This is a genomic window from Yoonia sp. MH D7 (genome assembly GCF_054439475.1).
The window spans coordinates 2224400-2247176 of record NZ_JBTJCF010000001.1 but is presented as its reverse complement, the minus strand read 5'-3'; the positions used below and the strand labels follow the sequence as shown (position 1 = coordinate 2247176).

22 protein-coding genes are annotated in these 22777 nt (G+C 57.9%); 12 read left to right on the top strand and 10 right to left on the bottom strand.

Annotated features, from left to right (window positions below; all coding sequences use genetic code 11):
* Positions 1-58: 58 nt before the first annotated feature.
* On the top strand, positions 59-628 hold the full coding sequence (locus ACXLHR_RS11000) for a YqgE/AlgH family protein (RefSeq protein ID WP_458791478.1): 570 nt from the start codon (positions 59-61) through the stop codon (positions 626-628).
* A gap of 43 nt (positions 629-671) precedes the next feature.
* Here the strand turns inward: ACXLHR_RS11000 and ACXLHR_RS10995 are convergent, their stop codons facing one another.
* Complete coding sequence (locus ACXLHR_RS10995) at positions 672-1229, bottom strand: TlpA disulfide reductase family protein (RefSeq protein ID WP_458791477.1); 558 nt, start codon at positions 1227-1229, stop codon at positions 672-674.
* 17 nt (positions 1230-1246) lie between these two features.
* Between ACXLHR_RS10995 and argH the strand changes: the two genes are divergently transcribed.
* The 4 genes from argH (at position 1247) to ACXLHR_RS10975 (ending at position 6775) form a co-directional block, all read left to right on the top strand.
* Positions 1247-2635: an argininosuccinate lyase gene (argH, locus tag ACXLHR_RS10990; RefSeq protein WP_458791476.1), complete on the top strand. Its 1389-nt coding sequence runs from the start codon at positions 1247-1249 to the stop codon at positions 2633-2635.
* On the top strand, positions 2632-2811 hold the full coding sequence (locus ACXLHR_RS10985) for a hypothetical protein (protein ID WP_458791475.1): 180 nt from the start codon (positions 2632-2634) through the stop codon (positions 2809-2811). The genes argH and ACXLHR_RS10985 overlap by 4 nt, the downstream gene beginning before the upstream one ends.
* 73 nt (positions 2812-2884) lie before the next feature.
* The gene (gene lysA / locus ACXLHR_RS10980; protein WP_458791474.1) at positions 2885-4150 is read left to right on the top strand and encodes a diaminopimelate decarboxylase; all 1266 of its coding nucleotides are present in this window, start codon (positions 2885-2887) and stop codon (positions 4148-4150) included.
* Between the two features lie 45 nt (positions 4151-4195).
* Complete coding sequence (locus ACXLHR_RS10975; protein ID WP_458791473.1) at positions 4196-6775, top strand: DUF4175 domain-containing protein; 2580 nt, start codon at positions 4196-4198, stop codon at positions 6773-6775.
* 2 nt (positions 6776-6777) lie between these two features.
* On the opposite strand, the gene ACXLHR_RS10970 is transcribed toward ACXLHR_RS10975, so the two are convergent.
* Entirely contained in the window at positions 6778-7728 is a 951-nt protein-coding gene (locus tag ACXLHR_RS10970; RefSeq protein ID WP_458791472.1) for a zinc-ribbon domain-containing protein, read from the bottom strand.
* 169 nt (positions 7729-7897) lie between these two features.
* On the opposite strand from ACXLHR_RS10970, the gene ACXLHR_RS10965 reads away from it, so the two are divergent.
* From ACXLHR_RS10965 to ACXLHR_RS10950, 4 genes are read left to right on the top strand one after another with little or no spacing between them, the layout of a single operon-like run.
* A complete protein-coding gene (locus ACXLHR_RS10965; protein ID WP_458791471.1) occupies positions 7898-8572 on the top strand; it encodes a cell division ATP-binding protein FtsE in 675 nt (224 codons plus the stop codon).
* Entirely contained in the window at positions 8569-9474 is a 906-nt protein-coding gene (locus tag ACXLHR_RS10960) for a cell division protein FtsX (RefSeq protein WP_458791470.1), read from the top strand. The genes ACXLHR_RS10965 and ACXLHR_RS10960 overlap by 4 nt, the downstream gene beginning before the upstream one ends.
* The gene (locus tag ACXLHR_RS10955; protein WP_458791469.1) at positions 9471-10199 is read left to right on the top strand and encodes a lysophospholipid acyltransferase family protein; all 729 of its coding nucleotides are present in this window, start codon (positions 9471-9473) and stop codon (positions 10197-10199) included. The genes ACXLHR_RS10960 and ACXLHR_RS10955 overlap by 4 nt, the downstream gene beginning before the upstream one ends.
* Complete coding sequence (locus ACXLHR_RS10950; RefSeq protein WP_458791468.1) at positions 10192-10794, top strand: pyridoxamine 5'-phosphate oxidase family protein; 603 nt, start codon at positions 10192-10194, stop codon at positions 10792-10794. The genes ACXLHR_RS10955 and ACXLHR_RS10950 overlap by 8 nt, the downstream gene beginning before the upstream one ends.
* Before the next feature lie 12 nt (positions 10795-10806).
* Here the strand turns inward: ACXLHR_RS10950 and ACXLHR_RS10945 are convergent, their stop codons facing one another.
* The 5 genes from ACXLHR_RS10945 to smpB all read right to left on the bottom strand — a co-directional run bounded on the left by ACXLHR_RS10945 (position 10807) and on the right by smpB (position 15545).
* Positions 10807-11769, bottom strand: a complete 963-nt coding sequence (locus ACXLHR_RS10945; RefSeq protein WP_458791467.1) for an acetyl-CoA carboxylase carboxyltransferase subunit alpha — start codon at positions 11767-11769, stop codon at positions 10807-10809.
* Positions 11770-11853: 84 nt separating this feature from the next.
* Positions 11854-12810, bottom strand: a complete 957-nt coding sequence (locus tag ACXLHR_RS10940; RefSeq protein WP_458791466.1) for an L-malyl-CoA/beta-methylmalyl-CoA lyase — start codon at positions 12808-12810, stop codon at positions 11854-11856.
* A 132-nt stretch (positions 12811-12942) separates the two neighbouring features.
* Positions 12943-14127: an amino acid aminotransferase gene (locus tag ACXLHR_RS10935; RefSeq protein WP_458791465.1), complete on the bottom strand. Its 1185-nt coding sequence runs from the start codon at positions 14125-14127 to the stop codon at positions 12943-12945.
* Positions 14127-14993: a 3-mercaptopyruvate sulfurtransferase gene (gene sseA / locus ACXLHR_RS10930; RefSeq protein WP_458791464.1), complete on the bottom strand. Its 867-nt coding sequence runs from the start codon at positions 14991-14993 to the stop codon at positions 14127-14129. Before sseA ends, ACXLHR_RS10935 begins: the two co-directional genes overlap by 1 nt.
* A gap of 78 nt (positions 14994-15071) precedes the next feature.
* Positions 15072-15545 carry an SsrA-binding protein SmpB gene (gene smpB, locus ACXLHR_RS10925; RefSeq protein WP_458792528.1) on the bottom strand — a complete coding sequence of 158 codons (474 nt, stop codon included), beginning with the start codon at positions 15543-15545 and terminating at the stop codon, positions 15072-15074.
* A gap of 109 nt (positions 15546-15654) precedes the next feature.
* Here smpB and ACXLHR_RS10920 point away from each other — a divergent pair, with 109 nt between their 5' ends.
* Positions 15655-16848, top strand: coding sequence for a winged helix-turn-helix domain-containing protein (locus ACXLHR_RS10920; protein WP_458791463.1), 1194 nt, complete (start codon positions 15655-15657; stop codon positions 16846-16848).
* Positions 16849-16905: 57 nt separating this feature from the next.
* Positions 16906-18117 (top strand): hypothetical protein, encoded by a 1212-nt coding sequence (locus ACXLHR_RS10915; RefSeq protein WP_458791462.1) that lies wholly within the window; start codon positions 16906-16908, stop codon positions 18115-18117.
* Here the strand turns inward: ACXLHR_RS10915 and dapA are convergent.
* A complete protein-coding gene (gene dapA / locus ACXLHR_RS10910) occupies positions 18114-18986 on the bottom strand; it encodes a 4-hydroxy-tetrahydrodipicolinate synthase (protein ID WP_458791461.1) in 873 nt (290 codons plus the stop codon). The genes ACXLHR_RS10915 and dapA overlap by 4 nt on opposite strands.
* 147 nt (positions 18987-19133) lie before the next feature.
* Between dapA and ACXLHR_RS10905 the strand changes: the two genes are divergently transcribed.
* On the top strand, positions 19134-21200 hold the full coding sequence (locus ACXLHR_RS10905) for a lytic transglycosylase domain-containing protein (RefSeq protein ID WP_458791460.1): 2067 nt from the start codon (positions 19134-19136) through the stop codon (positions 21198-21200).
* Here ACXLHR_RS10905 and ACXLHR_RS10900 read toward each other — a convergent pair.
* Positions 21181-22056 (bottom strand): DMT family transporter, encoded by an 876-nt coding sequence (locus ACXLHR_RS10900; RefSeq protein WP_458791459.1) that lies wholly within the window; start codon positions 22054-22056, stop codon positions 21181-21183. The genes ACXLHR_RS10905 and ACXLHR_RS10900 overlap by 20 nt on opposite strands.
* The gene (mnmD, locus tag ACXLHR_RS10895; protein ID WP_458791458.1) at positions 22046-22738 is read right to left on the bottom strand and encodes a tRNA (5-methylaminomethyl-2-thiouridine)(34)-methyltransferase MnmD; all 693 of its coding nucleotides are present in this window, start codon (positions 22736-22738) and stop codon (positions 22046-22048) included. Before mnmD ends, ACXLHR_RS10900 begins: the two co-directional genes overlap by 11 nt.
* Positions 22739-22777 lie beyond the last annotated feature (39 nt).

The following is a 22777-nucleotide window of genomic DNA, read 5'->3' as shown; positions in this document are numbered from 1 at the left end:
GCGACGACACTGTCATAAATCCACTTGCACCCCGCTGGTTGCCGACCCATCATGAGGCATGGAAGCAGATGATTTTAGCCTTGTCGGGAAACTGTTGATTGCGATGCCTGACATGGGTGATCCGCGATTTGACCGCAGTGTGATCTATGTGATTTCGCATTCCGCCGAGGGCGCGATGGGGTTGATTATCAATAAGCCGCAGCCGAAATTAGGCTTTGTTAAGTTGCTGGAACAGCTGGATATTAAGGTTGAGGGCATGGTTCGCGAGACCGCTGTTTACTACGGCGGGCCCGTGGAAACGGTGCGCGGATTTGTGTTGCATACGGATGATTATCAAACAGAAAATGGTACGGTAATAGTCGCGGATAATATTGCGATGACCGCCACAATTGATGTTCTGCACGATATTGCAAAGGGCGTCGGGCCGGAAATTTCGCTGTTGGCGCTGGGCTATGCCGGGTGGTCGGCGGGGCAGTTGGAGGCGGAGATTGCAGGTAATAGCTGGTTGAGTTGTGACGCGGATCAGGCGTTGGTTTTCGCGGCTGAGCACGACCTCAAATGGACGCAGGCGCTGGCGAAGCTTGGGGTTTCGCCGTTGCTATTGTCGTCCACGGCGGGCCGTGCGTAGCGGTCTTTTTTGCGTCTTCTTTACGTCTTGCACACGTCTTGCATTATTCGGGTTGGGTAAGTGCCGTTAAAACCGCAATTGCACTGTCAGACGCCCAGTCTGCGTCGCCTTGCAAGCGGCCAACCTCAAAGCCTTCGGGATCGAGGATCAAGGTGACGGGCAGGCCAAGCACGCCCATTGAGCGCGCAAGCGTTTGGCGCGCGTCCGTGTGCAGCGGCAGGTTGTCGACGCCGATGTCGTCGAAGAATGCCTCCATTGCGGGGCGTGGGTTGCGGCCTGTGGCGATGGTGACGACCTCGAAGTTGTCGCCTTGCAGTCGGGTTTGCAGGTCCGAGAGCTGCGGCATTTCCTTGCGGCACGGCGCGCACCATGTGGCCCAGAAATTCACCAACACATATTTGCCGTTAAAGTCGGCAAGCGTCATGTCACTGCCGTCTGCACTGGTGAAAACCACGTCCGAACTTTCGATGGGTGCGCTGTGCAGGTTCAGCTTGCGCATGTCTCCCTCCAACAGATCGGCCAGATTGCCCGTTTCGGCAGTCGCAGCGTTTGCAAGCAGCCCAAGGGCCGTATAAAGCAGAATAGATTTTAACTTGCGCATGAAAGCACCCTTTTACCATGACCAAGACTGCAAACTCGATGTGGGGTGGCCGTTTTGCCGCCGGACCTGATGCCATTATGGAAGCGATTAACGCGTCCATTGGTTTTGACCGTCGTATGGCGTCCCAAGATATTGCAGGCTCTCGCGCGCACGCTGCCATGTTGGCAGCCTGCGGTATCATTACTGATAAAGATGCCGACGCGATTGGGGAAGGCCTGCTCACGGTTTTGTCAGAAATTGAAGCAGGTGATTTCCCGTTTTCTGCCGCCTTGGAAGATATTCATATGAATGTCGAAGCGCGGCTGAAGGATTTGATCGGCGAACCTGCGGGTCGTTTGCACACCGCGCGGTCGCGTAACGATCAGGTTGCAGTCGATTTCCGGCTTTGGGTGCGTGAGCAGTGTGATGCGGTTGATGGCGCGCTTGAGGCTTTGATGAAGTCGCTGTTGGGCCAAGCTGAGGCCGGTGCTGATTGGGTGATGCCCGGTTTCACGCATTTGCAGGTGGCGCAGCCGGTGACTTGGGGACATCATATGATGGCCTATGTCGAGATGTTCGGGCGGGACCGCTCGCGGTTTGCGGATGCGCGTAAGCGTATGAATACCTCGCCGCTGGGGGCTGCGGCCTTGGCGGGTACGTCGTTTCCGATTGATCGCCACATGACTGCAGAGGCCTTGGGGTTTGATCGTCCGATGGCGAATTCGTTGGATGCGGTTGCGGATCGTGATTTTGCGTTGGAGTTTTTGGCCAGTGCCAGCATTTGTGCGATGCATTTGAGCCGTTTGGCAGAAGAGTTGGTGATTTGGTCGTCGGCACAGTTCCGGTTTGTGAAGATGTCGGACAAGTGGTCGACGGGATCGAGCATCATGCCGCAGAAGCGTAATCCTGATGCGGCTGAACTGATCCGCGCCAAGATTGGCCGGATTTTTGGCGCGAATGTTGCCTTGATGACCGTGATGAAGGGGTTGCCGCTGACCTATTCCAAGGACATGCAAGAAGACAAAGAGCAGACGTTTGATGCGGCAGATAACCTGATGCTGGCGCTGGCGGCGATGTCGGGCATGGTTGGCGATATGCAGGCGAATGTCGCCTCGCTTGAGGCGGCCGCCGCGACCGGATTTTCGACGGCGACGGATTTGGCCGATTGGTTGGTGCGTGAATTGGGGCTGCCGTTCCGCGATGCACACCATGTGACCGGAACGCTCGTGGCGATGGCCGAGGCGAAAGGGGCTGATTTGCCTGACTTGACGCTGGGCGAGATGCAGTCGGTGCATGATGCGATTAACGAGAGTGTGTTCGACGTTTTGGGCGTGCAGAATTCTGTGGCGTCTCGTGTCAGTTTTGGTGGTACGGCACCCGCTCAAGTGCGGTTGCGCATTGCGGAATGGAAGGAAGTCCTGGGATGAAAAATATATATGTGATTGCGGCATTGGCGTTGATGGCGGGATGTGGTGCGCAGGGTGATCCGTTGCGTCCGACGGCCAATATTGGTCTGGGGTTTGGGACCGGCGGTGTATCGCAGTCGGTTGAGGTTGGTGCCGGCAATTCCAACGTCAATTTTTCGGTCGGCGCTGGCAGTTAGGCGCGCATCAAGGGTTGGGCTTTGCGTCTGATCTGATATGCCGTGCCTAGATAGGCTTTTGAAGGACAGACGCGTGGATCATTTTCTTTATCGTGACGGGCAGTTGTTTGCCGAGGACGTGTCTGTGGCTCAGATTGCGGCAGAGGTTGGCACGCCGTTTTACCTGTATTCAACCGCGACGCTGACGCGCCATTTCAAGCTGTTTGACGAAGCTTTGGACGGTATCCCGCATCTGGTCTGTTTTGCGATGAAGTCGTTGAGCAATCAGGCGGTTTTAAAGACGCTGGCGCAGGCTGGTGCTGGTATGGATGTTGTGTCGGGTGGCGAGTATTTTCGTGCCAAGGCGGCGGGTGTTTCTGGCGATAAAATTGTGTTTTCGGGTGTTGGTAAAACGGTTGAAGAGATGCGCATGGCGTTAACCGGCGGGATTCGTCAGTTTAACGTCGAGAGTGAACCGGAGATGGTTGTGCTGTCGGCGGTGGCGCTTGAGTTGGGGATGGTCGCACCGGTGACCATTCGCGTGAACCCTGATGTGGATGCCAAGACCCATGCCAAAATTGCGACGGGCAAGTCCGAGAATAAGTTCGGGATTCCGATTAGTCGTGCGCGTGAGGTCTATGCGATGGCGGCTGGTCTGAAAGGCCTGAAGGTTATTGGCATTGATGTGCATATCGGAAGTCAGTTGACGGATTTGGCACCGTTTGAGGCGGCATATCTGAAGGTGGCCGATCTGGTGGGCGAGTTGCGTGCCGATGGTCATGCGATTGAGCGGTTGGATTTGGGTGGCGGTTTGGGGATTCCTTATGCCCGCAACAATGATGCGCCGCCTGTGCCGATGGAATATGGTGCGATGATCAAGCGCACCTTGGGGCATCTGGGGTGCGAAATCGAGATTGAGCCGGGTCGTTTGATTTCGGGCAATGCCGGTTTGATGGTGTCGCAGGTCATTTATGTGAAGGACGGCGAGGATCGTCAGTTCTTGATTGTGGACGCTGCGATGAACGATTTAATCCGTCCTGCGATGTATGACGCGCATCATGATATTGTGCCTGTTGTCGCGCCTGATGTTGCGCATATGCCTGCAAAATATGACGTTGTAGGACCGGTTTGCGAGAGTGGTGATACCTTTGCTAAGGGCCGTGAGATGCCAGAGGCGAAAGCGGGTGATTTGATCGCATTCCGCTCTGCGGGGGCGTATGGGGCGGTGATGAGTTCGGAATATAACTCGCGCCCGATGATCCCTGAGGTGTTAGTGCATGGTGATCAATTTGCAGTTATCCGCGCGCGCCCTACCTATGAAGAAATGATCGCGCGCGATACGATACCTGAGTGGCTTTAACGCTGCATTATAGGGAGAGGCAGACTGGCGACCCCGACTGATCCGATGCGCCATCTAAAATGGCCGATTTTTGCCACCCGTGTCGGGATGGTTGCCGAATCGGCTGTGCGCAGTTTCTGGCCGTTGTGGTCGGTGGTATTTGTTTGCCTTGCGGCGCTGATGTTTGGCTGGCAGGACATTTTGCCGCTGGAAGCGTTCTGGATTTTTGTAGTGTTGGCGGCTGGCGCGGTGCTGGCTGCGATCGTGTTTGCGGTCCGCAGATTTCGGGTGCCAAGCGTTGCGGAGGCTGTGGCGCGGGTTGATGCCTCGCTGAAGGGGCGCCCGCTGGCCGCACTAAGCGATGCGCAGGCGATTGGCCGTGGCGATGCCGCATCCGAGGCCGTCTGGACCGCGCATTTGCGCCGCATGGAAACCCGCAGCCATGACGCGAAACCTGTCGAGCCTGATCTCAGGATTTCGGACCGCGATCCTTTTGGGCTTCGGTTTGTTGCGTTATTGTTTTTTGTCGTGGCGTTGATGTTCGGATCGTTTTTGCGCGTCGGGACAGTGGGCGGGCAGGGGCTTGGCGGGGATGTGATTGCGACCGGTCCCGTCTGGGAAGGCTGGGTCGCGCCACCAGCGTATACTGGCAAACCCGCGCTTTACCTGAACGACATTCCCGAAGGCTTGTTGATGGTGCCTGAGGGCAGCAAAGTAACGCTACGCCTTTATGGTGAAGTTGGTGCGCTGACCGTAGCTGAGACGATTTCGGGGCGCACGCAGGATTTAGGTGCGGCATCGCAAGACCAGCAGAGTTTTGTGGCGCAGACCTCTGGTCGTTTGGCGATTGAGGGCGAGAATGGTGCTGGGTGGGACGTGCAGGTTGTTGCTGACGCGCCCCCGCTGGTCGAATTGACCGGCCCTGTTCATGCGGACGCGATGGGCGAGATGTCGCAGCCGTTTGTTGGGTTTGATGATTATGGTATCGAAAGTGGCACCGCGACAATTGCGCTGGATCTAGAGGCTGTTGACCGTCGTTACGGGTTGGCCGTAGCACCTGACGACATCGCGCCGTTGGTGTTGGACCTGCCGATGCCGTTTAACGGCGACCGTGCCGATTTCGAGGCGTTTTTGGTTGAGAATTTGTCAGAACACCCGCTGGCGAACCTGCCGGTGACGCTAACGATGCAGGTTGTTGATGCGACGGGGCAAGTGGGCGAAAGCCCTGCAGAGCCGATGGTGCTGCCTGGTCGCCGGTTTTTCCAACCTTTTGCCAAGGCGGTGATTGAGCAGCGGCGTGATGTGATATGGTCGCGAAGCAACTATGTGCGGGCAGCGCAGATCTTGCGCGCGATATCGCATAGGCCCGAAGGTTTGTTTTCCAATGAGACGACGTATTTGCGCATGCGGGCGATTATTCGCAGGCTGGAAGGGTTTGCCGGCGTTGGTGGTGTGGTCCAGACCGCGCAGGACGATGGTGTGCAGGACGAGATTGTGCAGGCGTTGTGGGATTTGGCGATCCAGTTGGAGGATGGCACATTGGCTGATGCGCGTGAGCGCCTGCGCCGTGCGCAAGAGCGTCTGGCCGAGGCGATGCGCGATGGGGCCACGAAAGCCGAGATTGCGGAATTGATGCAAGAGTTGCGCGATGCCACCGATGACTACATGCAAATGTTGGCTGATCAGATGGAGCCAGAGGACGGCACCGACCAGCCGGATACGTCGGAAGATAGCACCACGATCCAGCAAGATGAGTTGCAAGCGTTGATGGACCGGATTCAAGAGCTGATGGAAGAGGGGCGCATGGCCGAGGCTGCGGACCTGATGGAGCAGCTCAACGAGTTGATGGAGAATATGCGCATCACGCAAGGCGAGGGTGGTGAAGGTGGTCCACGGACGCCCGGCCAGCAATCGATGCAGGATTTGAGCGAGACGTTGCAGGATCAAGAGCAGTTGTCTGATGATGCGTTTCGCGATTTGCAGGACCGTGCCAATCAGCAAAGCCAGCAGGGCCAGCCCCAAGGTGAACCGCAGGGCGAGGGCCAAGAGGGTGACCCGTCTGAGGGTGGTCAGCAAGGGCAGGGCCAAGGTGTGGGCAATGAGCCAACAGACGGTCAGACGGGCGATGGCGGCACGGGCGGCGAAGGGTCATTGGCAGAGCGCCAGCAGGCCTTGCGCGATGAATTGCAGCGCCAGCAGAACGCATTGCCCAGTTTAAAGGGCGAGGCGGGCGAGGCAGCCCGTGGGGCGCTTGATCGGGCCGAGGGTGCGATGGATCAGGCCGAAGGCGCGTTGCGCGACGGAGACTTGGCGGGTGCGATTGATAGCCAAGCCGAGGCGATGGATGCGTTGCGTGGCGGTATGCGTGCCTTGAGCGAGGCACTGGCGCAGGGCGATCAAGCAGAGCCGGGTCAAGTCGAAGAGGGCGGCGAGGCGACGGGCCGTGTGGAACCTGCCCGCCGTGATCCGCTGGGGCGCGAGTTGGGTAATACCGGACAGTTTGGCACTGATGACAACATGTTGCAGGGCGGTGATGTGTATCGCCGCGCGGAGGAACTGCTGGACGAGATCCGCAGACGGCAGGCCGAGCAGGCCCGTCCAGAGGCCGAGCGCGATTATCTGCGGCGCCTCCTGGATCAGTTTTAGAGTTATTCGGTGATGGCAGGTGTGTCCGGTGTCGCCATTTCCGGGGCATCTGTGCTGACGGTTGGTGCAATTTGAGGTGCTGGTTCTGCTTGTGGGGCTGACGCCGCGTCCTCGCTAACCATTGCGTCTACGGCGCTGCGTAGTTTTTCGTCAAGCCAGAGCCGTCCGTTATCTACGGTGTCCACATAGGTTGTGAGCGGGCCGTCAACAGCGGGTACCATTTCGCGAATTTCAGACGAAAAGATGTAGATCGCTGCAAGGATGCCCAAGATCAACAACATGCCGAAAAAGCCGCGTCTTGCACCGCGTTTGCGCATTTTTGGTTCGGGCAGTGGATCGGGAAATGTCATCCCGCGCTCGGTTGCCGATCGCAGACTGGAATTGATTTCTTCGATGTCGGGTAACAAATCGCCCCGTGAGGCGGCGGCGATTGCGGCGCGGCTTGGGACTGGTGGCGCAGGCTCGCCTTTCAATGCGGCCATGCGTTCTTGTGCCTCGGCAGAGCGCTGGTCGGGGGCTGCGTTTGCGCTATCGAGGCCAAGGTCGGGTTGGTTTTCCATCGCTTCGGCTTCGGCGCGCCTTGTGGCAGCTTCGCGGGCCGCTTCTTCGCGCAGGATGTCTGCAATGGCGGGATTGAGTTCCTGACGTTGCGGGGCGGGTTTCGGCGCAGGCCTTACCGGTGCGGCAGGTTGGGCGGCGTAAACTTCTGCGCCCCATGGTTCGACGTCGCCGTCGAGATCGTCAGAGTCGTCGTCGTCGACGTCATTTTCATCATCGATATCTGCGATGGGGGCTGCGATGTCATCGGAAAAGTCATCGTCGTCATCAGATGTGCCATAGGTTTTAAACCAGGTATGTGCGCAGTTTGAGCATTGCACATCACGACCGTTTGGCGGGATAACGCCGTCGGCTACTTCGTATTGCGCTCCGCAGTTTGGACAGATCAGCCGCATTTCAAGTTCCCTTTGTGCCCGTCATGTCGCATCTTTGTGCAACTTACTTAACTATTATTTACCCAAAGGCAAAAGAAAGGCCAATGAATGCGACGGTTTCGTGTGTGATAACATTGATAACTGTTGCAAATTTGGGCAGAACAGGCGCAACAGGCTAAAGGATGGTGCCGTGATTGACCTTGATAACGTGGCTTATAGCTATGGTGGCGCGGAATTGTTTAGTGAAGTTTCGCTAAATCTTGCTCCTGGATCGTTCCATTTTCTAACTGGCGCTTCGGGTGCGGGTAAAACAACGCTGTTAAAGTTGTGTTATGGTGATTTGTTGGCGACGGGCGGGCAGGTGCGTTTATTCGGCGAGGATGCCGCGTTGATGGACCGTGATGCGGTGGCGTTGGCGCGTAGGCGGATTGGTGTCGTGCATCAGGATTGCCAGTTTTTGGATCATTTGCCGCTCTCGGACAACATTGCGCTGCCATTGACGGTTTCGGGGCGCGAGGGTGAAGCGGCGGCGAACTTGACGGATTTGGTGGGCTGGGTCGGGTTGCAGAACCAGATCAACCAGTTGCCGCCGCAATTGTCGGGTGGCGAGCGGCAGAGGGCCGCATTGGCGCGGGCCGTGATCATGTCGCCTGATGTGATTATTGCCGACGAGCCGACGGGCAATATTGATTGGGAGATGTCGCAGCGGTTGCTGACGCTGTTGATCGAGTTGAATCGGATGGGCAAAACCGTGCTGATTGCGACCCATGATATGAATATTATTCGCGCGGCGAAGTCGCAGGTGACGACCCGTGTGCTGCGCCTGAAAAATCGCCGTTTGGTGCAGGCAGGGGTTGAGTTATGAAGGTGAAAATGTCGCGTATGTTTGCGCTGGTTGCGGGTGATCCACAAGCGGACCGTGCAGTGCCGCCGACCGGATTTACCGCACGTCTGACCTTGTTTACCGCAGGCGCGATGGCGTTTCTGGCGGTGTTTGCGCTGGCGTTGTCTTTGGCTACGGACCGGTTGGCTGATCGGTGGTCGGCAGAGTTGGCGCGCACCTCGACCTTGCGGATTTCGGCGCCCGTGGATCAGGCAGATGCCCAGTTGTTGGCCGCTGTCGAGGTGTTGCAAACCACACCCGGTGTCGCGCAGGCCCGTCCGCTGACCGCTGACGAACAACGCAAACTGCTGGAGCCATGGTTTGGTCCCGAATTGCCGATTGAGGACCTGCCTATTCCGCAACTGATCGAGATCATTGAAGAAGGTGACGGCTATGATGCCATTGGGCTGCGCGCCCGATTGCAGGCCGAGGTTCCCGGTGCAGTGTTGGATGATCATACCCGTTGGCGTGAACCGCTGGTGGCGGCGGCGACGCGACTGCGCAGTTTGGGCTGGATGGCGCTGATATTGATCGGGGCGTCTACGGCGGCGATGATTACCTTGGCGGCTCAGGCTGCGCTAGCTGCGAATGCGCAGGTGATCCGCGTGCTGCGTTTGGTGGGTGCGCGTGATATTTATATTGCGCGTGCGTTTGTGCGCAGGTTCACGTTGCGTGCCCTAGGGGGGGCGGCGATTGGAACGGCGGCGGGAATTTTGGCGGTGTTGATGTTGCCCTCGACCGATGTGGCGGGCGGATTTTTGACCGGTCTCGGGTTTCAGGGCATGCATTGGTTCTGGCCATTGATTGTTCCGCCTCTGGCCGCAATTGTTGCGTTTTTTGCAACCCGTGCGGCTGCGTTGAAAACCTTGAGAGAGCAGTCATGAGATATGCTATTCAGATGATCCGGTCGGTGATTTTTAATCTGCAAATGTACGTGGCGATGTTGGTGGTGGGGATTTTGTGGGCGCCGTGGGCGATTTACTCGACGCATGGTGCGATTTCGGCCTGTCATGCCTATTGCCGCTATGTGTTCTGGTCCGCCAAGTGGATGATCGGTCTGCGCGTTGAGGTGCGAGGCGAGCCGCCGACCTACGAAGCTTTGGTCGCGGCCAAGCATCAGTCGTTTCTTGACGTTTTGATGATTTATAACGCGATGCCACTTGGGAAGTTTATCTTTAAGGATATTCTCAAATATGCTCCTGTATTGGGTCAATTCGCGCTGCGCATCGGATGTATTCCGGTCAAGCGCGGCCAGCGCGGGATGGCGATCAAGAACATGTTGGCGAGTGTGAAATCGGGCAAGTCGTTGCCGGGTCAGTTGATTATTTACTCGCAGGGCACCCGTATCGCACCAGGTGTAAAGGCGCCCTATAAGATTGGCGCTGGCGCGTTATACCGCGACATGGGCCAGCCTTGTGTGCCTGTGGCGACCAATGCGGGGGTGTTCTGGCCCAAGCGCGGGTTTTTCCGTCATCCTGGTGTTGCCGTGGTTGAATTCTTGCCTGTGATTGCGCCGGGAATACCATTGCCTGAGTTTATGAAAAAGCTGGAGGCGGATGTCGAGGCGCGCTCTGATGCGTTGTTGGTGGAGGCCGGATTTCATGGCTAAGGTTACGGATATTGCTCAGTTACAGGCGATTTACGGTCCCTCTACGCCTGCGTCGATCAAAAAAGTTACCGACCATCTGACGCCGCTTTATGCCAAATGGATCGGTATGTCGCGTTTTTGTGTTTTGACCACTGTTGGGCCTGATGGCACCGATGGTAGCCCGCGTGGTGACGATGGCCCTGTGGTGGAGATCGCGGATCCCAAGACCCTGTTGATGCCGGATTGGCGCGGTAATAACCGCATTGATTGTTTGCGAAATATCGTCGCCGACGGGCGTGTCAGCCTGATGTTTATGGTGCGCGGGTCGAACAATGTGATGCGCGTGAATGGAACCGCAGAGGTGCATGCTGATGCGGACCTGCTGGACCGTTTTACGGATCAAGGGCGCAGGCCGCGCTGTGTGATTGTGGTGAATGTGGGTGAAGTTTACATCCAGTGCGCCCGCGCGTTGATGCGTGCGCAGACGTGGAATGGTGGCGACGATAGTGACGGTCTGCCGACGCTGGGCGAAATTTTGACCGAGATCGAAGCCGGGTTTGATGGCGCGACTTATGATGCCACTTGGGCCAGCCGCGCCCGCGATACGATGTGGTAAGAGGTTGGGGGCTTAGGCCGCCAACTCTTTTGAACCGAGAGCCAGATATTTGCTGCGTCGCGCTCTGCGGATCGCATCGGGGGTATTCGTTTCCATCTCGACGAGGATTTTTGTAATCGCAGCACCGACCGATTTTATTGAAGCTGCTTTGTCACGGTGTGCGCCGCCCATTGGTTCGGGGATCACAACGTCGCAGACGCCCAGTTCGCTGAGGTTTTGTGCGGTCAGTTTCAGTGCGTCAGCAGCTTCGCGCATTTTGCCGCCGTCTTTCCACAGGATCGATGCGCAGCCCTCGGGGCTGATGACCGAGTAGATCGAGTGTTCGAGCATCACAACGCGGTTGGCGGTGGCGAACGCGACAGCGCCGCCAGAGCCACCTTCGCCGATCACAACCGAGATCAGTGGCACGCTGAGGTCGAGGCATTTCTCGGTCGAGCGTGCGATGGCTTCGGATTGGCCGCGTTCTTCCGCGCCTTTGCCGGGGTAGGCGCCGGGGGTGTCTACGAGGGTGATGACGGGCAGGCCGAATTTGTCGGCAAGTGACATGAGACGGATCGCTTTGCGATACCCTTCGGGGCGGGCCATGCCGAAATTATGCTCGATCCGCGATTTGGTGTCGTTACCTTTCTCATGGCCGATCACCATCAAGGGGCGTCCGTCAAGCCGTGCGATGCCGCCCATGACCGCGTGGTCGTCAGCGAAGTTACGGTCGCCTGCCAGCGGTGTGTATTCGGTGAACAGGGCGTTAATGTAGTCGGTGCAATGGGGACGCTCTGGGTGGCGCGCCACCTGGCATTTGCGCCATGGCGTCAGGTCTTTGTAAAGTTTCGTCAGAAGGTCCGTCGCTTTTTTATCAAGCGCGGCGGCCTCTTTTTCGATGTCCATGTCTTCGTTGCCACGGGCCATTGCGCGCAGCTCTTCGGCTTTGCCTTCGATTTCGGCCAGTGGTTTTTCGAATTCAAGATATTGGATCATCGGGCGCCCCTGTAGTTGTTAACAGCAGATATAAGGGGCGTGGGGCCGCTGCGCAACGTCTAAGGGACGCGCGCAGCGTGCGGATTAGCCTGCGATCAGTTCGGATTGTTTTACGATGACCTGAGCCTGCTTGATTGAGGCGATGTCGACAAGCCGTCCTTTGTAGACGGTGGCCCCTTCGCCTTTGGCTGTGGCTTCGGCCATAGCGGCAAGGATTTCGCGCGCTTCTGCAACGGCTTCGGCGGAGGGGGTGAAGACCTCGTTGGCGAGGGCGATTTGTTTGGGGTGGATCGCCCATTTACCGACCATGCCGAGGGTGGCAGAGCGGCGGGCTTGGGCGCGGTAGCCTTCGTCGTCGGAAAAATCGCCAAAGGGTCCGTCGACGGGCAGGATGCCGTGGGTGCGACAGGCGGCGACAATGGCGGTTTGTGCCCAGTGCCAAGGGTCGGAATAGTGGCGGGTATCTGCGTGCAGCATGTAATAGTTGTCTTGGGTGCCGCCGATGCCGGTGGTTTGCATGCCCATCGAGGCGGCAAAATCAGCAGCGCCAAGCGACATGGCGACCATGCGCGGTGAGGATGCGGCGATCTCAACGACATTCACGAGGCCTGCGGCGGATTCGATGATGACCTCGAAGTTGATCTTTTTGGTGCGGTTTTTTGCGGTCTCGATGGCCGTGACGAGGGCGTCAACGGCGTAGATGTCAGCGGCGCAACCGACTTTGGGGATCATGATCTGGTCAAGGCGCTCGCCTGCCTGTTCCAAAAGGTCCACCACATCGCGATACCAGTAAGGCGTGTCGAGCGAGTTGATGCGCACGGACAGGGTTTTGGTGCCCCAGTCGATGGTGTTGATCGCCTCGATGATATTGATGCGGGCGGTGTCTTTGTCGGAGGGTGAGACACTGTCTTCGAGATCGAGGTTAATCACGTCGGCGTCGCTGGCGGCCATTTTCGGGAAAAGTTTGGTGTTTGATCCGGGTCCAAAAAGTTGGCAGCGATTTGGACGGGCAGGGGGTGTTGGTTGCAAGCGGAATGACATGGTGGCGCACCTTTGTATCAAAATTATTGATGCAAGGGTTAGATTGTTGCGCGCCTGATCGCAAGGATCATTTGCAAGTGCAGCATTTTGGCGCGGAGTTATCCCCGCGCCACTCGTTTAGATGACAGTCGTTTAGATGCCTGCGGCGACGATGGCGCGCGCAAGGATCGGCACGGTTTTCTCGTTAAGCCCTGCGATGTTCATGCGGCTGTCGCTGACCATGTAGATACCGTGGTCGGCGCGCAGTTTTTCAACCAGTTCGGGCGTGGTGCCAAGCTGGCTGAACATGCCGCGATGATCCGCGAGAAAATCAAAACGGTCCGAGTTTGTCAGGCGGCGCAGCTCGTCGGCGAGCATTTTGCGCAACGACAGCATGGTGTTGCGGGTTTCTTCAAGCTCTGCTTCCCAATCGGCACGCAGTTTCGGGTCGTTCAGGATCGTGGTCACAACCCGTGCGCCGTGGTCGGGAGGGAAAGAATAGTTTTGCCGGTTCAAAAACGAGAGGTTTTGTTGAGTCACCGGCTGTTGGTCTGCGTCTTTGCAAACGGCCATCAGGATGCCCGTCCGTTCACGGTAAATGCCGAAGTTTTTCGAGCAAGACGCGGCAATCAGCACGTTGTCAAACGCGGCGGCAACTTTGCGGGTTGCGCGTGCGTCGTCGTCCAGCCCGTCGCCGAAGCCTTGATAGGCGATGTCGACAAAGGGAACGGCCGATTTCTCTTGCAGCAATTTGATGACGCCGTCCCATTGCGGCATGGTCAGGTTTGCGCCCGTCGGGTTGTGGCAGCAGCCGTGCAGCAAGACCACATCGCCCGGCAGGACCGCGCCGAGGTCGGTCAGCATGCCGACGTAATCGACGTTGCGGGTTTTGGCGTCAAAGTACCGGTAGGTTTTGGATTTCATACCGAGGTAATTGATGATCGACGGGTGGTTTGGCCATGTGGGGTCCGACAGCCAGACTGTCGCATTTGGTTCGGCGAGTTTGATCAGTTCCAGTGCTTGGCGGATCGCGCCTGTGCCGCCGGGCGTGGCCACTGCGGCGATGCGGTTACGAGCAAGCGTATCGCCCAAGATAAGGCTGATCATCGCGTCAGAGAAGGCCGGATCACCAGCCAAGCCGACATAGGCTTTTGTGGTTTGTTCTTTTTGCAGCCGCTTTTCGGCCTCTTTCACGGCGCGCATAACGGGGGTGTTGCCGGTTGCGTCTTTGTAGACGCCGACGCCAAGATCGACCTTGGTGTCGCGCGGATCTTCGCGGTAGGCGGCCATAAGGGCCAGGATTTTATCGGTGGGTTGGGCGTTTAGATTTTCTAGCATTATGCGGCTCCGGTAGCTATTGGAAGGTCGTCGTACATGCCCCATTCGGACCATGACCCATCGTAGAGTGCGTGATCTGTTTTGCCGATCCGTTCAAGGGCAAGGCATATAATTGCGGCAGTCACGCCTGATCCACAGGTGGTAATGACGGGTTTGGCAAGGTCAACGCCTGCCGCGTCCATGATTTCGCGGATTTCGGCGACGGTTTTCAGGGTACCGCCCTGATTGATCAGATCGCCAAAGAACACGTTGCGCGATGAGGGGATATGGCCTGCGCGCAGTCCTTCGCGTGGTTCTGGTGCTTCGCCTTTGAAGCGAGAGGCGCTGCGGGCGTCGATGATGGTGTGGTCGCCGAGTTTGGCGGCGCGTGCAATTTGGGTCACGTCGCGGACCATCTGGTTTTGCCGGCTGACGGTCATGTGTCGGTCGCGCACAACAGGCGGCATATCAGAGAGCGCGCGCCCTTCGGATTTCCATTTCGGAAGACCGCCGTCGAGTACGGCCACGTCGGTTTTGCCCATCAGCCGGAAAAGCCACCACACGCGGGCGGCAGAAAACAGGCCGGAGCCGTCGTAGATCACCACTTGATGTCCGTCGCCCACGCCCATCGCGCGCATCCGCGACATGAATTTTTCAACCGGCGGCACCATATGTGGCAGCTCGGAGCGGTGGTCGGAGATGTCGTCGATGTCAAAGAACCGTGCGCCCGGGATGTGTTCGGCGGCGTATTCGGCAGCGCCGTCGCGACCTGTGTCGGGCATATACCATGAGGCGTCGATGATCCGCAGGTCGGGGTCTTTGAGGTGGGCGGCCAGCCAATCGGTGCTGACCAGTGTTTTGGGGTCATCTTGTTTGGCGTTTGACATGGGTGGCCTCCGTTGAGAAATACCCCGTCTGACTACCCCGAGTGGTCCGGTCTGACAAGGACTACACCGCTGCCTATCTTAGTCACCGTGACGCAAGAGCCGCTGTTTTTGGCGACCCCAGTCGCGCGCCGCGTCGGTTGCGCGTTTATCGTGGTTTTTCTTGCCTTTACCGGTGGCGATCTTGAGTTTGACCAGCCCTTTATCGTTGAAATACATCACCAGCGGCACGATGGTCATGCCCTCGCGTTTCGTAGCGTTCCACATGCGCACAAGTTCTTTGCGTTTGCACAGAAGTTTGCGTTTGCGCCGTTCCTCGTGGCCGAACATCGCGCGGTCGTAGGGTGCGATGTAGGAATTGGTAAGCCAGAGTTCACCGTCGTCGACCGAGGCATAGCTTTCGGCGATGTTGGATTGTCCGAGCCGCAGGGATTTGACCTCGGAGCCGAGCAGGATAATGCCGACTTCGATATCTTCCTCGATCGCGTAATCGTAGCGTGCGCGCCGATTTTCCGCGAGGACTTTGTAGTTTGTTTTTTCAGGTTTCTTGGCCATGTTCATCAGATAGGCGATGGTGCGGCGTTGCACAAGAGAGTGACTGTGTTGGTAATGTCGCTTGCGGGCGGTATGGTGGGCTATGTGACGCCGCGCAAAGGGCCCCGTGATGACGATACCTGTGATCGATAATACCCGCGCGCGCCGCATTTTCCTGAGCCGTCATGGTTTGAGTGCTGCCCCGAGCGGTGCAGCGAAGAGTGCGGATATGGCAGGTGTGATTGCGGGTCTGGGTTTTGTGCAGTTGGACAGTGTGAACACCTTTGCCCGTGCGCATGATCTGATTCTATGGAGCAGGCGGCAGCAGTATCGCCCCGATGCTTTGGGGCATGCCTTGGCGCGGGACCGTCATGTATTCGAGCATTGGACCCATGATGCCGCCGCAATTGATATGGGGTTGTTTGTTCATTGGCGGCACAAGTTTGCCCGTGATGCTGCTGTGTTGGAGGGCCGTTGGCGTAGCGACCGTCGTGATGATTTCACTAAGAAGATTGATGAGGTTTTGCGTCATGTGTCCGATCACGGGGAATGTGGGTCGGGTGATGTGGGCAAGGGTGAGAGCCGTGGGTCGGGGGGCTGGTGGGACTGGCATCCGTCCAAAACCGCGCTGGAGTATTTGTGGCGCTCTGGCCAACTGTCGGTGGTGCGCCGTGACAAGTTTCGCAAAGTTTACGATTTGACCGAGCGGGTTATTCCTGCCGAGCGGTTGAATGCCCGTGTGTCTGAAAGTGACACAGTTGATTGGGCGTGTGGGGCGGCGCTGGATCGTTTGGGTTTTGCTACCAGTGGCGAATTGGCGGCGTTTTGGGCATTGGCGACGCCGCAGGAGGCGAAGGCGTGGGGGATTGCAGCGCTGGCTGAGGGTCACGCGATTGAGGTGGATGTCGAGGGGGCGGACGGCAAGGTGCGCCGGTCTTTGGCGCGGCCCGATGTGATGGATGAGGTTGTGGGCGTGCCGCAAACCCGTGTGCGGATTTTGTCGCCGTTTGATCCTGCGCTGCGGGATCGCAAGCGGGCGGAGCGGTTGTTTGGCTTTCATTATCGTATCGAGATTTTTGTGCCTGCGCCGAAGCGTCGTTACGGCTATTACGTGTTTCCTGTGATGGAGGGCGATCGTTTGATTGGTCGGATTGATATGAAACGCGACGGTGATGTATTGGCGGTGGCTGCATTCTGGCCGGAGATCGGTGTGCAGGTGAGTGGTGCGCGGTTGGTGCGGTTGCAGGCGGAGTTGGGGCGGGCGGCGCAGTTTGGCGGCTGTGGCGAGGTGATTTACGGCGACGGGTGGTTGCGCTCGAATTAGCTTGAACGATGTTCATGTTTGGGCTATCTGTGCGGAAATGATGCGCAGGAGTGAGCGATGTATTATGTAGCACAGACCGATATTTTGGTTGCGGACGGGATTTTGGGGTCGGATCAGGCGCGTGAGATCGAGCGCCGTGCGCGGGCGGCGATGGTGGCGCTGGCGGTGAATGCATTGCTGATTGGCGGGATCATCGCGGCGGCGTTTGGCATGGTGATGTGGTTAAACGATGCGCTGAGTGTGGCGGTTGTTGGTTGTTTGTCGGCGGTTGCGGGGGTTGTGATTTTGCGCTGGGGTGCTGCGTTGTACCGCATGTTTGGCAATGCCGCCGCTATGATTGGTGCGGGCATGTTGGCGTCTGGCGCGGGCATGGAGTTGGTCAAGAGTTATCCTGATAGTGCGACGGCGATGATGTTGGGGCTGGGCGCTGTGATTGCGGGTGCGGGTCTGTTTGGTGTGTGGCGTGGTGGTGTGACGCTGCGGTTTGCCAGTGGTGCGATTTTGTTAATGGGGCTGGGGCTGCATTTTGCGGGGCTGGTTTATGGTGTGCAGGAAGGTGACTTGACCGGTTTGCCTGTGCCGTTGTTGCATTTGTATTCGGCGGGTGTGTTGATTGCGGCGGGCTGCATTCTAGATCTGCGCATTGTGACTGCGCTGGCGATTGTGCCGCTTGCGCAGATGTTCGAGACTGGTACGTTTTATAGCCACGCGATGTATGCGTTTTATTCGCCCGAGCCGAGTTTGAGTATTTTGCAGATGGGCGCGGTGATTGGGGCTTGTGTTTGGGGCGCCACGAAGGCGGGGCCTATGGTGCAGCGTCAGGCGGGGGTTTTGGCGGTGATGGCGTTTATCGTAATGAACCTGTGTTTTCTGGTGGGCAGCCTGTGGGGCGATGTTGTGGGCCAGCATGTCTGGGGGCCGACCGTTTATGACCATAATGGCGCGCAGGATTATGACACTTACCGCGCGGCGTTGGACAGGTTTTATATGACGGCGTGGTCTATCAGCGAGACTGCCTTTGCGATTATATGGGCGCTTTTGCTGGTTGCTGTGGTGATTTGGGCGGCGCGTGGCAATCGTCGCGGGTTATTCAACGCGGGTATGACGTTTGGGGCGATTCACGCCTATACGCAGATGTTCGAGAATTTCGGGGATCAGCCGCTGGCACTGGTCGTTGGCGGGGTGGCTGCGGTGCCATTGGCGTGGGGGCTTTGGCGGGTGAACGCGACGTTATGGGGCGGGGATGATCCCGCGCCCCAAGAGGTTTAATTGATCAGGCCAGCAAATTGCATCGCTGATTTGATCGCGGCTTTGGTCTCGTCGGTCAGTGGTGTGAGAGGCGAGCGGACGTCTTCGGAGCACAGGCCCAAAAGCGACATGCCGTATTTTGCGCCGACAACGCCCGGTTCGATAAAGATGGCTTCGTGCAGGGGCATCAGCCGGTCGAGTTGGGTCAGCGCGGTGGCATAGTCGCCGTTCAGTGTGGTTTCTTGGAATTCCGCACAAAGCCTAGCTGCGATGTTCGCGGTCACCGAGATGCAACCCGTGCCGCCGTGTGCGTTATAGCCCAAGGCGGTCGCATCTTCGCCGGAAAGTTGCACAAAGTCGGGGCCGCAGTGCATCCGTTGCTTTGGCACGCGGGACAGGTCGCCGGTCGCGTCTTTTACGCCAACGATTGCGGGCAGTTTCGCCAAGGTTGCCATTGTTTCGGGTGTCATATCGACCACGGAACGGCCTGGAATGTTATAGATGATGATCGGTAAGCCGACGTTTGCCGCAGCGGTGAAATGCGCGATCAGGCCGCGTTGGGTCGGCTTGTTATAATAAGGCGTCACAACCAATGCCGCATCTGCGCCAGCGGCTTTTGCGGCCTCGACCAAGCGTACGGTCTCGACGGTGTTGTTTGACCCCGCACCGGCAATCACGGGGATTCGCCCTGCTGCCGCGTTAACGACGGTTTGCACCACCAGATCATGCTCTGCATGTGTCAGCGTCGGGCTTTCGCCTGTGGTGCCGACTGGCACAAGACCGTGGCTGCCCTGTTCAATATGCCATTCCACAAGTTTTTTCAGTGCATCAACGTCCACTTTGCCGTTCGTAAATGGCGTGACAAGTGCAGGCATAGACCCTTTAAACATGATGCAAATCCTTATGGGGTGGCCCGTTTGCGGGCCGTTGAAATCGCGCGGACATTAGACGCCTTTCCGCCGACGGGCAAGTTTTCACATTGAAGCTATGCGCGCAAAGATTAGATTGGTGTTTACCTAACTCACCTGGAGCATGTGATGCGATTGATGGCCCTTGCGATTGCAATGTTTTGTGCCCCTGTTGCTGGTGTGGCGCAAGAGGTTGATCCGCGCGCAATCGAGGCCATTGAGGCAGCGCAAGATTGGGATCTGGCCTATTCGATTGCGGGCGACGCGGACCCTGTGACCACGGATCTGATTTCGTGGATGCGGTTGCGCGCTGGTGACGGGGTGTTTGCCGATTATGTAAAGTTCACCGCAGCGCGCCCCGATTGGCCGGGCATGGACCGTTTGCGTGCCAAAGGCGAAGAGGCGATCCCTGACGGGGTTGATCCTGCGGCGGTTATCGCGTGGTTTGGCCAGATCAAACCAGAGACCGGCGAGGGTGCTGTGCGTCTGGCGGATGCGTTGATCGCAACCGGTCGCAAGGCGGAAGCTCATGCGATGCTGATTGATACGTGGCTCGCGTCGATCTTGTCGCAGACGGGGCATGACGCGATGATGACCCATTACGCCGAGGTTCTGGCACCCCATCATGTGACCCGCGCTGACGCGTTGTTGTGGCGTTGGCGCAGTGCCGAGGCCGAGCGCATGGTGCCGCATCTGGATGCGGGGCAGGCGGCGTTGGTGTTGGCGCGTGTGGGATATATCAAGAAATTGAGCGATGCGGCGGTGCGTCTGGTGATGGTGCCAGAGGTACTCAAAGATGATGCAGGGCTTGCTTATGACCGTTTTAACTGGCTGGCGGATCGTGGTGAAAACACGGATGCGATTGCGATTTTGCGCGCGAGGTCCGCGTCTGTGCAGGCTATGGGCCAACCGTTCCGCTGGGCAAGCTGGCGCAGGATGCTGGCGCGGTGGGAAATGCGCGAGGGTCGTGCGCAATCGGCGTATGATCTGGCGGCAAACCATTTCCTGACCGAAGGGTCCGATTATGCCGATTTGGAGTGGATCTCGGGGTATGTTGCCCTGACTTATCTTAATCAGCCTGAAGTGGCTCTGGTGCATTTTCAACGTGCGGATGCCACCGTGGGCAGTCCGATTTCCGAAGGCCGGATGCAGTATTGGATTGGCCGCAGTTATGATGTTTTGGGCGATGAGGTGAAAGCGAAGGCCGCATATACCGTCGCAGCGCAGCATCAAACGGGTTTTTACGGGTTGTTGGCCGCGGAAAAGCTTGGCTTGGCGTTGGACCCTGCCTTGACGGGGGCGTCTGACCCGAAGGATTGGGTCGAGGCATCATTTTTGCAGGACGATCTGGTGCGGGCGGCGCTGACGGCGTTGCAGGCAGACGAGCGCGGCACGGCGGCGATGTTTTTCGCCGAAGTGGGTAAGCGTCTGGACGCGACGGCGTTGTCGCAATTGGGCGCGCTATTGGCCGAGATGGGTGAGCCGTATTTTGAGGTTTTGCTGGGCAAGACCGCTGCGGCGCGCGGCATTGTGATTCCGTCGATTTATTTCCCGTTGCACCCGCTGGCCGAAATGGACCTGCCTATTGATGCTTCGCTCGCATTGTCGATTGCGCGCCGCGAAAGCGAATTTAACGCAGTGGTGGGCAGTCCTGTGGGCGCGCTGGGCTTGATGCAGCTGATGCCCGCCACCGCCGAAGAGGTGTCGGGCATGATTGGCGAGCCTTATGCCAAAAGTAAATTGACGGCTGATCCCGGGTATAATGCGCGGCTTGGGTCCAAGTATTTGAGCATGTTGCAAGAGCAATTTGGCAATTCGCCTGTGATGATGGCGGCGGGTTATAATGCGGGGCCAAGCCGTCCGCGTGCGTGGATGGCCGAGCGCGGTGATCCGCGTGTGGGTGAAATGGATGTGATCGACTGGATCGAGCATATTCCGTTCCGCGAGACCCGCAATTATGTGATGCGGGTGACGGAATCGATCCCTGTTTACGAGGCGCGTCTGACGGGTGAGACGGGGGCGATCGATTTTATGGCGTTATTGATTGGCGACAAGCCTTTGGTGCGTCCGCGCATCCGGCCTGATGTTGTGATCCCTGTGCCTGTTCCCGTGGTGCCGGTTGTGGCTGGTTCCGCAACGCCAAGCGGCCCTGCGCCCGCGCAGAGTTTACGCCCGATCAGTCGGCCTGGAGGTTGATTTTTCGCGCACGTATCAAGGTGAACAGTCCCGCGCTGACCACGATCAATGCGCCAAGGCCGACATGTGGCGTGATGGTTTCGCCAAAGATAATCATCCCGACCGCGACGGCAAACAGCAGTTGAAAATAAGCAAAGGGCTGCACGGCAGAGGCTTCTGCGACCTCGTAGGTTTTGATCAATAGGAAATGTCCGGTGACGCCTGTGATGCAAAGCGTGCCCATCCAGATCCAGTTGGACCCTGACATTGGTTGCCAGAACCAGACGCCGATAAGGGTCGTGGCGAGGGCTCCGGTTACGCCGGTCCAGAAAAACGATGTTGCCGCGCTGTCGCGTCGTGCGGCATAGCGGGTCAGTAATCCGTAGAGCGCAAAGAGTGCGGCGGCGGTCAGCGGGATGAAGGCGTAGGGGGAAAACACGCCGATGCCCGGCTGCAAAATAACAATGACCCCGACAAAGCCCACAGCAATCGCGGCCCATCGGCGCCAGCCAACGCTTTCGCCCAACACCGGACCCGAGAGAGCCGCGATCAGCAGTGGGTAGCTGGCGAAGATGGCATGGCTTTCGATCAGTCCTAATTTGGTGAAGGCCGCCACCATGACGCAGATTTCTGCCGCGAGCAGTAGTCCGCGAAAGATTTGCAGTTTGGGTTGTGTGGTGGCTGCGGCTTTGCGGATTGATCCTTTTTGGCGTCTGGCTATGGCGATCACAAGGGCTGCAAAAAACCAGTAGCGGATCATCACGATCATCATCACGTTGTATTCGCTCGCCAGATGCCGCGATATGCCGTCTTGCACAGCAAAGATGAAGGACGTGCAGATCATCAACCAAATGCCGAGGCGGGTGTTAGTTTGCATGGGTTTTGATCGCTGTGGTCATGTGCCGCTTGGTCCCGAACCCTTGCACACGGCTGACGGTGAAGCCTGCCGCGCCGAGCGATTGGCGCACATGACCCGCCGCAGAGTAGGTCGCCGCAGTGCCGTTTGGTGCGGTGTGATCGCCGACGGATTTCAGCAGGGCGGGTTCCCAGAGTTGCGGGTTTTTCGCGGGCGAGAAACCGTCGAGGAACCATGCATCGGCGAGGCCGGTCCATGCAGGCACCGTTTCGCGCGCGTCACCGAGGATCACATTCAGGGTTAATCCGTCGGCAAGTTCGACGGAGCCACCGTTTGGCGACCACAGGGTGAGAAGGTGCTGTGCGAGGGGGGCAATTTCCGGGAAGGCAGCAAGAGCTGCTTTCATGTCGGACTTTGCCATCGGATATGCTTCGAACGAGGTGAAATGCAGCGGCGCGCGGTCCTGTGTGGCGGCCCATGCGGCCCATGTGACCAGCAGGTTCAGGCCTGTGCCAAAGCCCAACTCGGCAATTTGCAACGGCGTCGTAAAGCGTGCAGGAAGGTTGTTGCCTTGGATAAACACGTGGCGGGTTTCATCCAGACCACCGACCAGCGAATAATAGGGGTCGTCGAACTGATCAGACACAGGGACGCGCCCTGCATCTGTGTCGCGCCAAGTAAGCGATGCTGTCTGGTCGGTCATCGGTGTTTGCCTTATGGGTCGGTTATCAATGGACGGTAA

Coding starts and splice junctions, on each gene's coding strand:
- ACXLHR_RS10970 (WP_458791472.1), bottom strand. CDS start 7,728: ATGCGGCTGATCTGTCCAAACTGCGGAGCGCAATACGAAGTAGCCGAC.
- dapA (WP_458791461.1), bottom strand. CDS start 18,986: ATGTTTAAAGGGTCTATGCCTGCACTTGTCACGCCATTTACGAACGGC.
- ACXLHR_RS10955 (WP_458791469.1), top strand. CDS start 9,471: ATGAGATATGCTATTCAGATGATCCGGTCGGTGATTTTTAATCTGCAA.
- argH (WP_458791476.1), top strand. CDS start 1,247: ATGACCAAGACTGCAAACTCGATGTGGGGTGGCCGTTTTGCCGCCGGA.
- mnmD (WP_458791458.1), bottom strand. CDS start 22,738: ATGACCGACCAGACAGCATCGCTTACTTGGCGCGACACAGATGCAGGG.
- ACXLHR_RS10915 (WP_458791462.1), top strand. CDS start 16,906: ATGTATTATGTAGCACAGACCGATATTTTGGTTGCGGACGGGATTTTG.
- ACXLHR_RS10985 (WP_458791475.1), top strand. CDS start 2,632: ATGAAAAATATATATGTGATTGCGGCATTGGCGTTGATGGCGGGATGT.
- ACXLHR_RS10960 (WP_458791470.1), top strand. CDS start 8,569: ATGAAGGTGAAAATGTCGCGTATGTTTGCGCTGGTTGCGGGTGATCCA.
- ACXLHR_RS10935 (WP_458791465.1), bottom strand. CDS start 14,127: ATGCTAGAAAATCTAAACGCCCAACCCACCGATAAAATCCTGGCCCTT.
- ACXLHR_RS10920 (WP_458791463.1), top strand. CDS start 15,655: ATGACGATACCTGTGATCGATAATACCCGCGCGCGCCGCATTTTCCTG.
- ACXLHR_RS10950 (WP_458791468.1), top strand. CDS start 10,192: ATGGCTAAGGTTACGGATATTGCTCAGTTACAGGCGATTTACGGTCCC.
- ACXLHR_RS10975 (WP_458791473.1), top strand. CDS start 4,196: ATGCGCCATCTAAAATGGCCGATTTTTGCCACCCGTGTCGGGATGGTT.
- ACXLHR_RS10905 (WP_458791460.1), top strand. CDS start 19,134: ATGCGATTGATGGCCCTTGCGATTGCAATGTTTTGTGCCCCTGTTGCT.
- ACXLHR_RS10995 (WP_458791477.1), bottom strand. CDS start 1,229: ATGCGCAAGTTAAAATCTATTCTGCTTTATACGGCCCTTGGGCTGCTT.
- ACXLHR_RS10940 (WP_458791466.1), bottom strand. CDS start 12,810: ATGTCATTCCGCTTGCAACCAACACCCCCTGCCCGTCCAAATCGCTGC.
- ACXLHR_RS10900 (WP_458791459.1), bottom strand. CDS start 22,056: ATGCAAACTAACACCCGCCTCGGCATTTGGTTGATGATCTGCACGTCC.
- sseA (WP_458791464.1), bottom strand. CDS start 14,993: ATGTCAAACGCCAAACAAGATGACCCCAAAACACTGGTCAGCACCGAT.
- ACXLHR_RS10945 (WP_458791467.1), bottom strand. CDS start 11,769: ATGATCCAATATCTTGAATTCGAAAAACCACTGGCCGAAATCGAAGGC.
- smpB (WP_458792528.1), bottom strand. CDS start 15,545: ATGGCCAAGAAACCTGAAAAAACAAACTACAAAGTCCTCGCGGAAAAT.
- ACXLHR_RS11000 (WP_458791478.1), top strand. CDS start 59: ATGGAAGCAGATGATTTTAGCCTTGTCGGGAAACTGTTGATTGCGATG.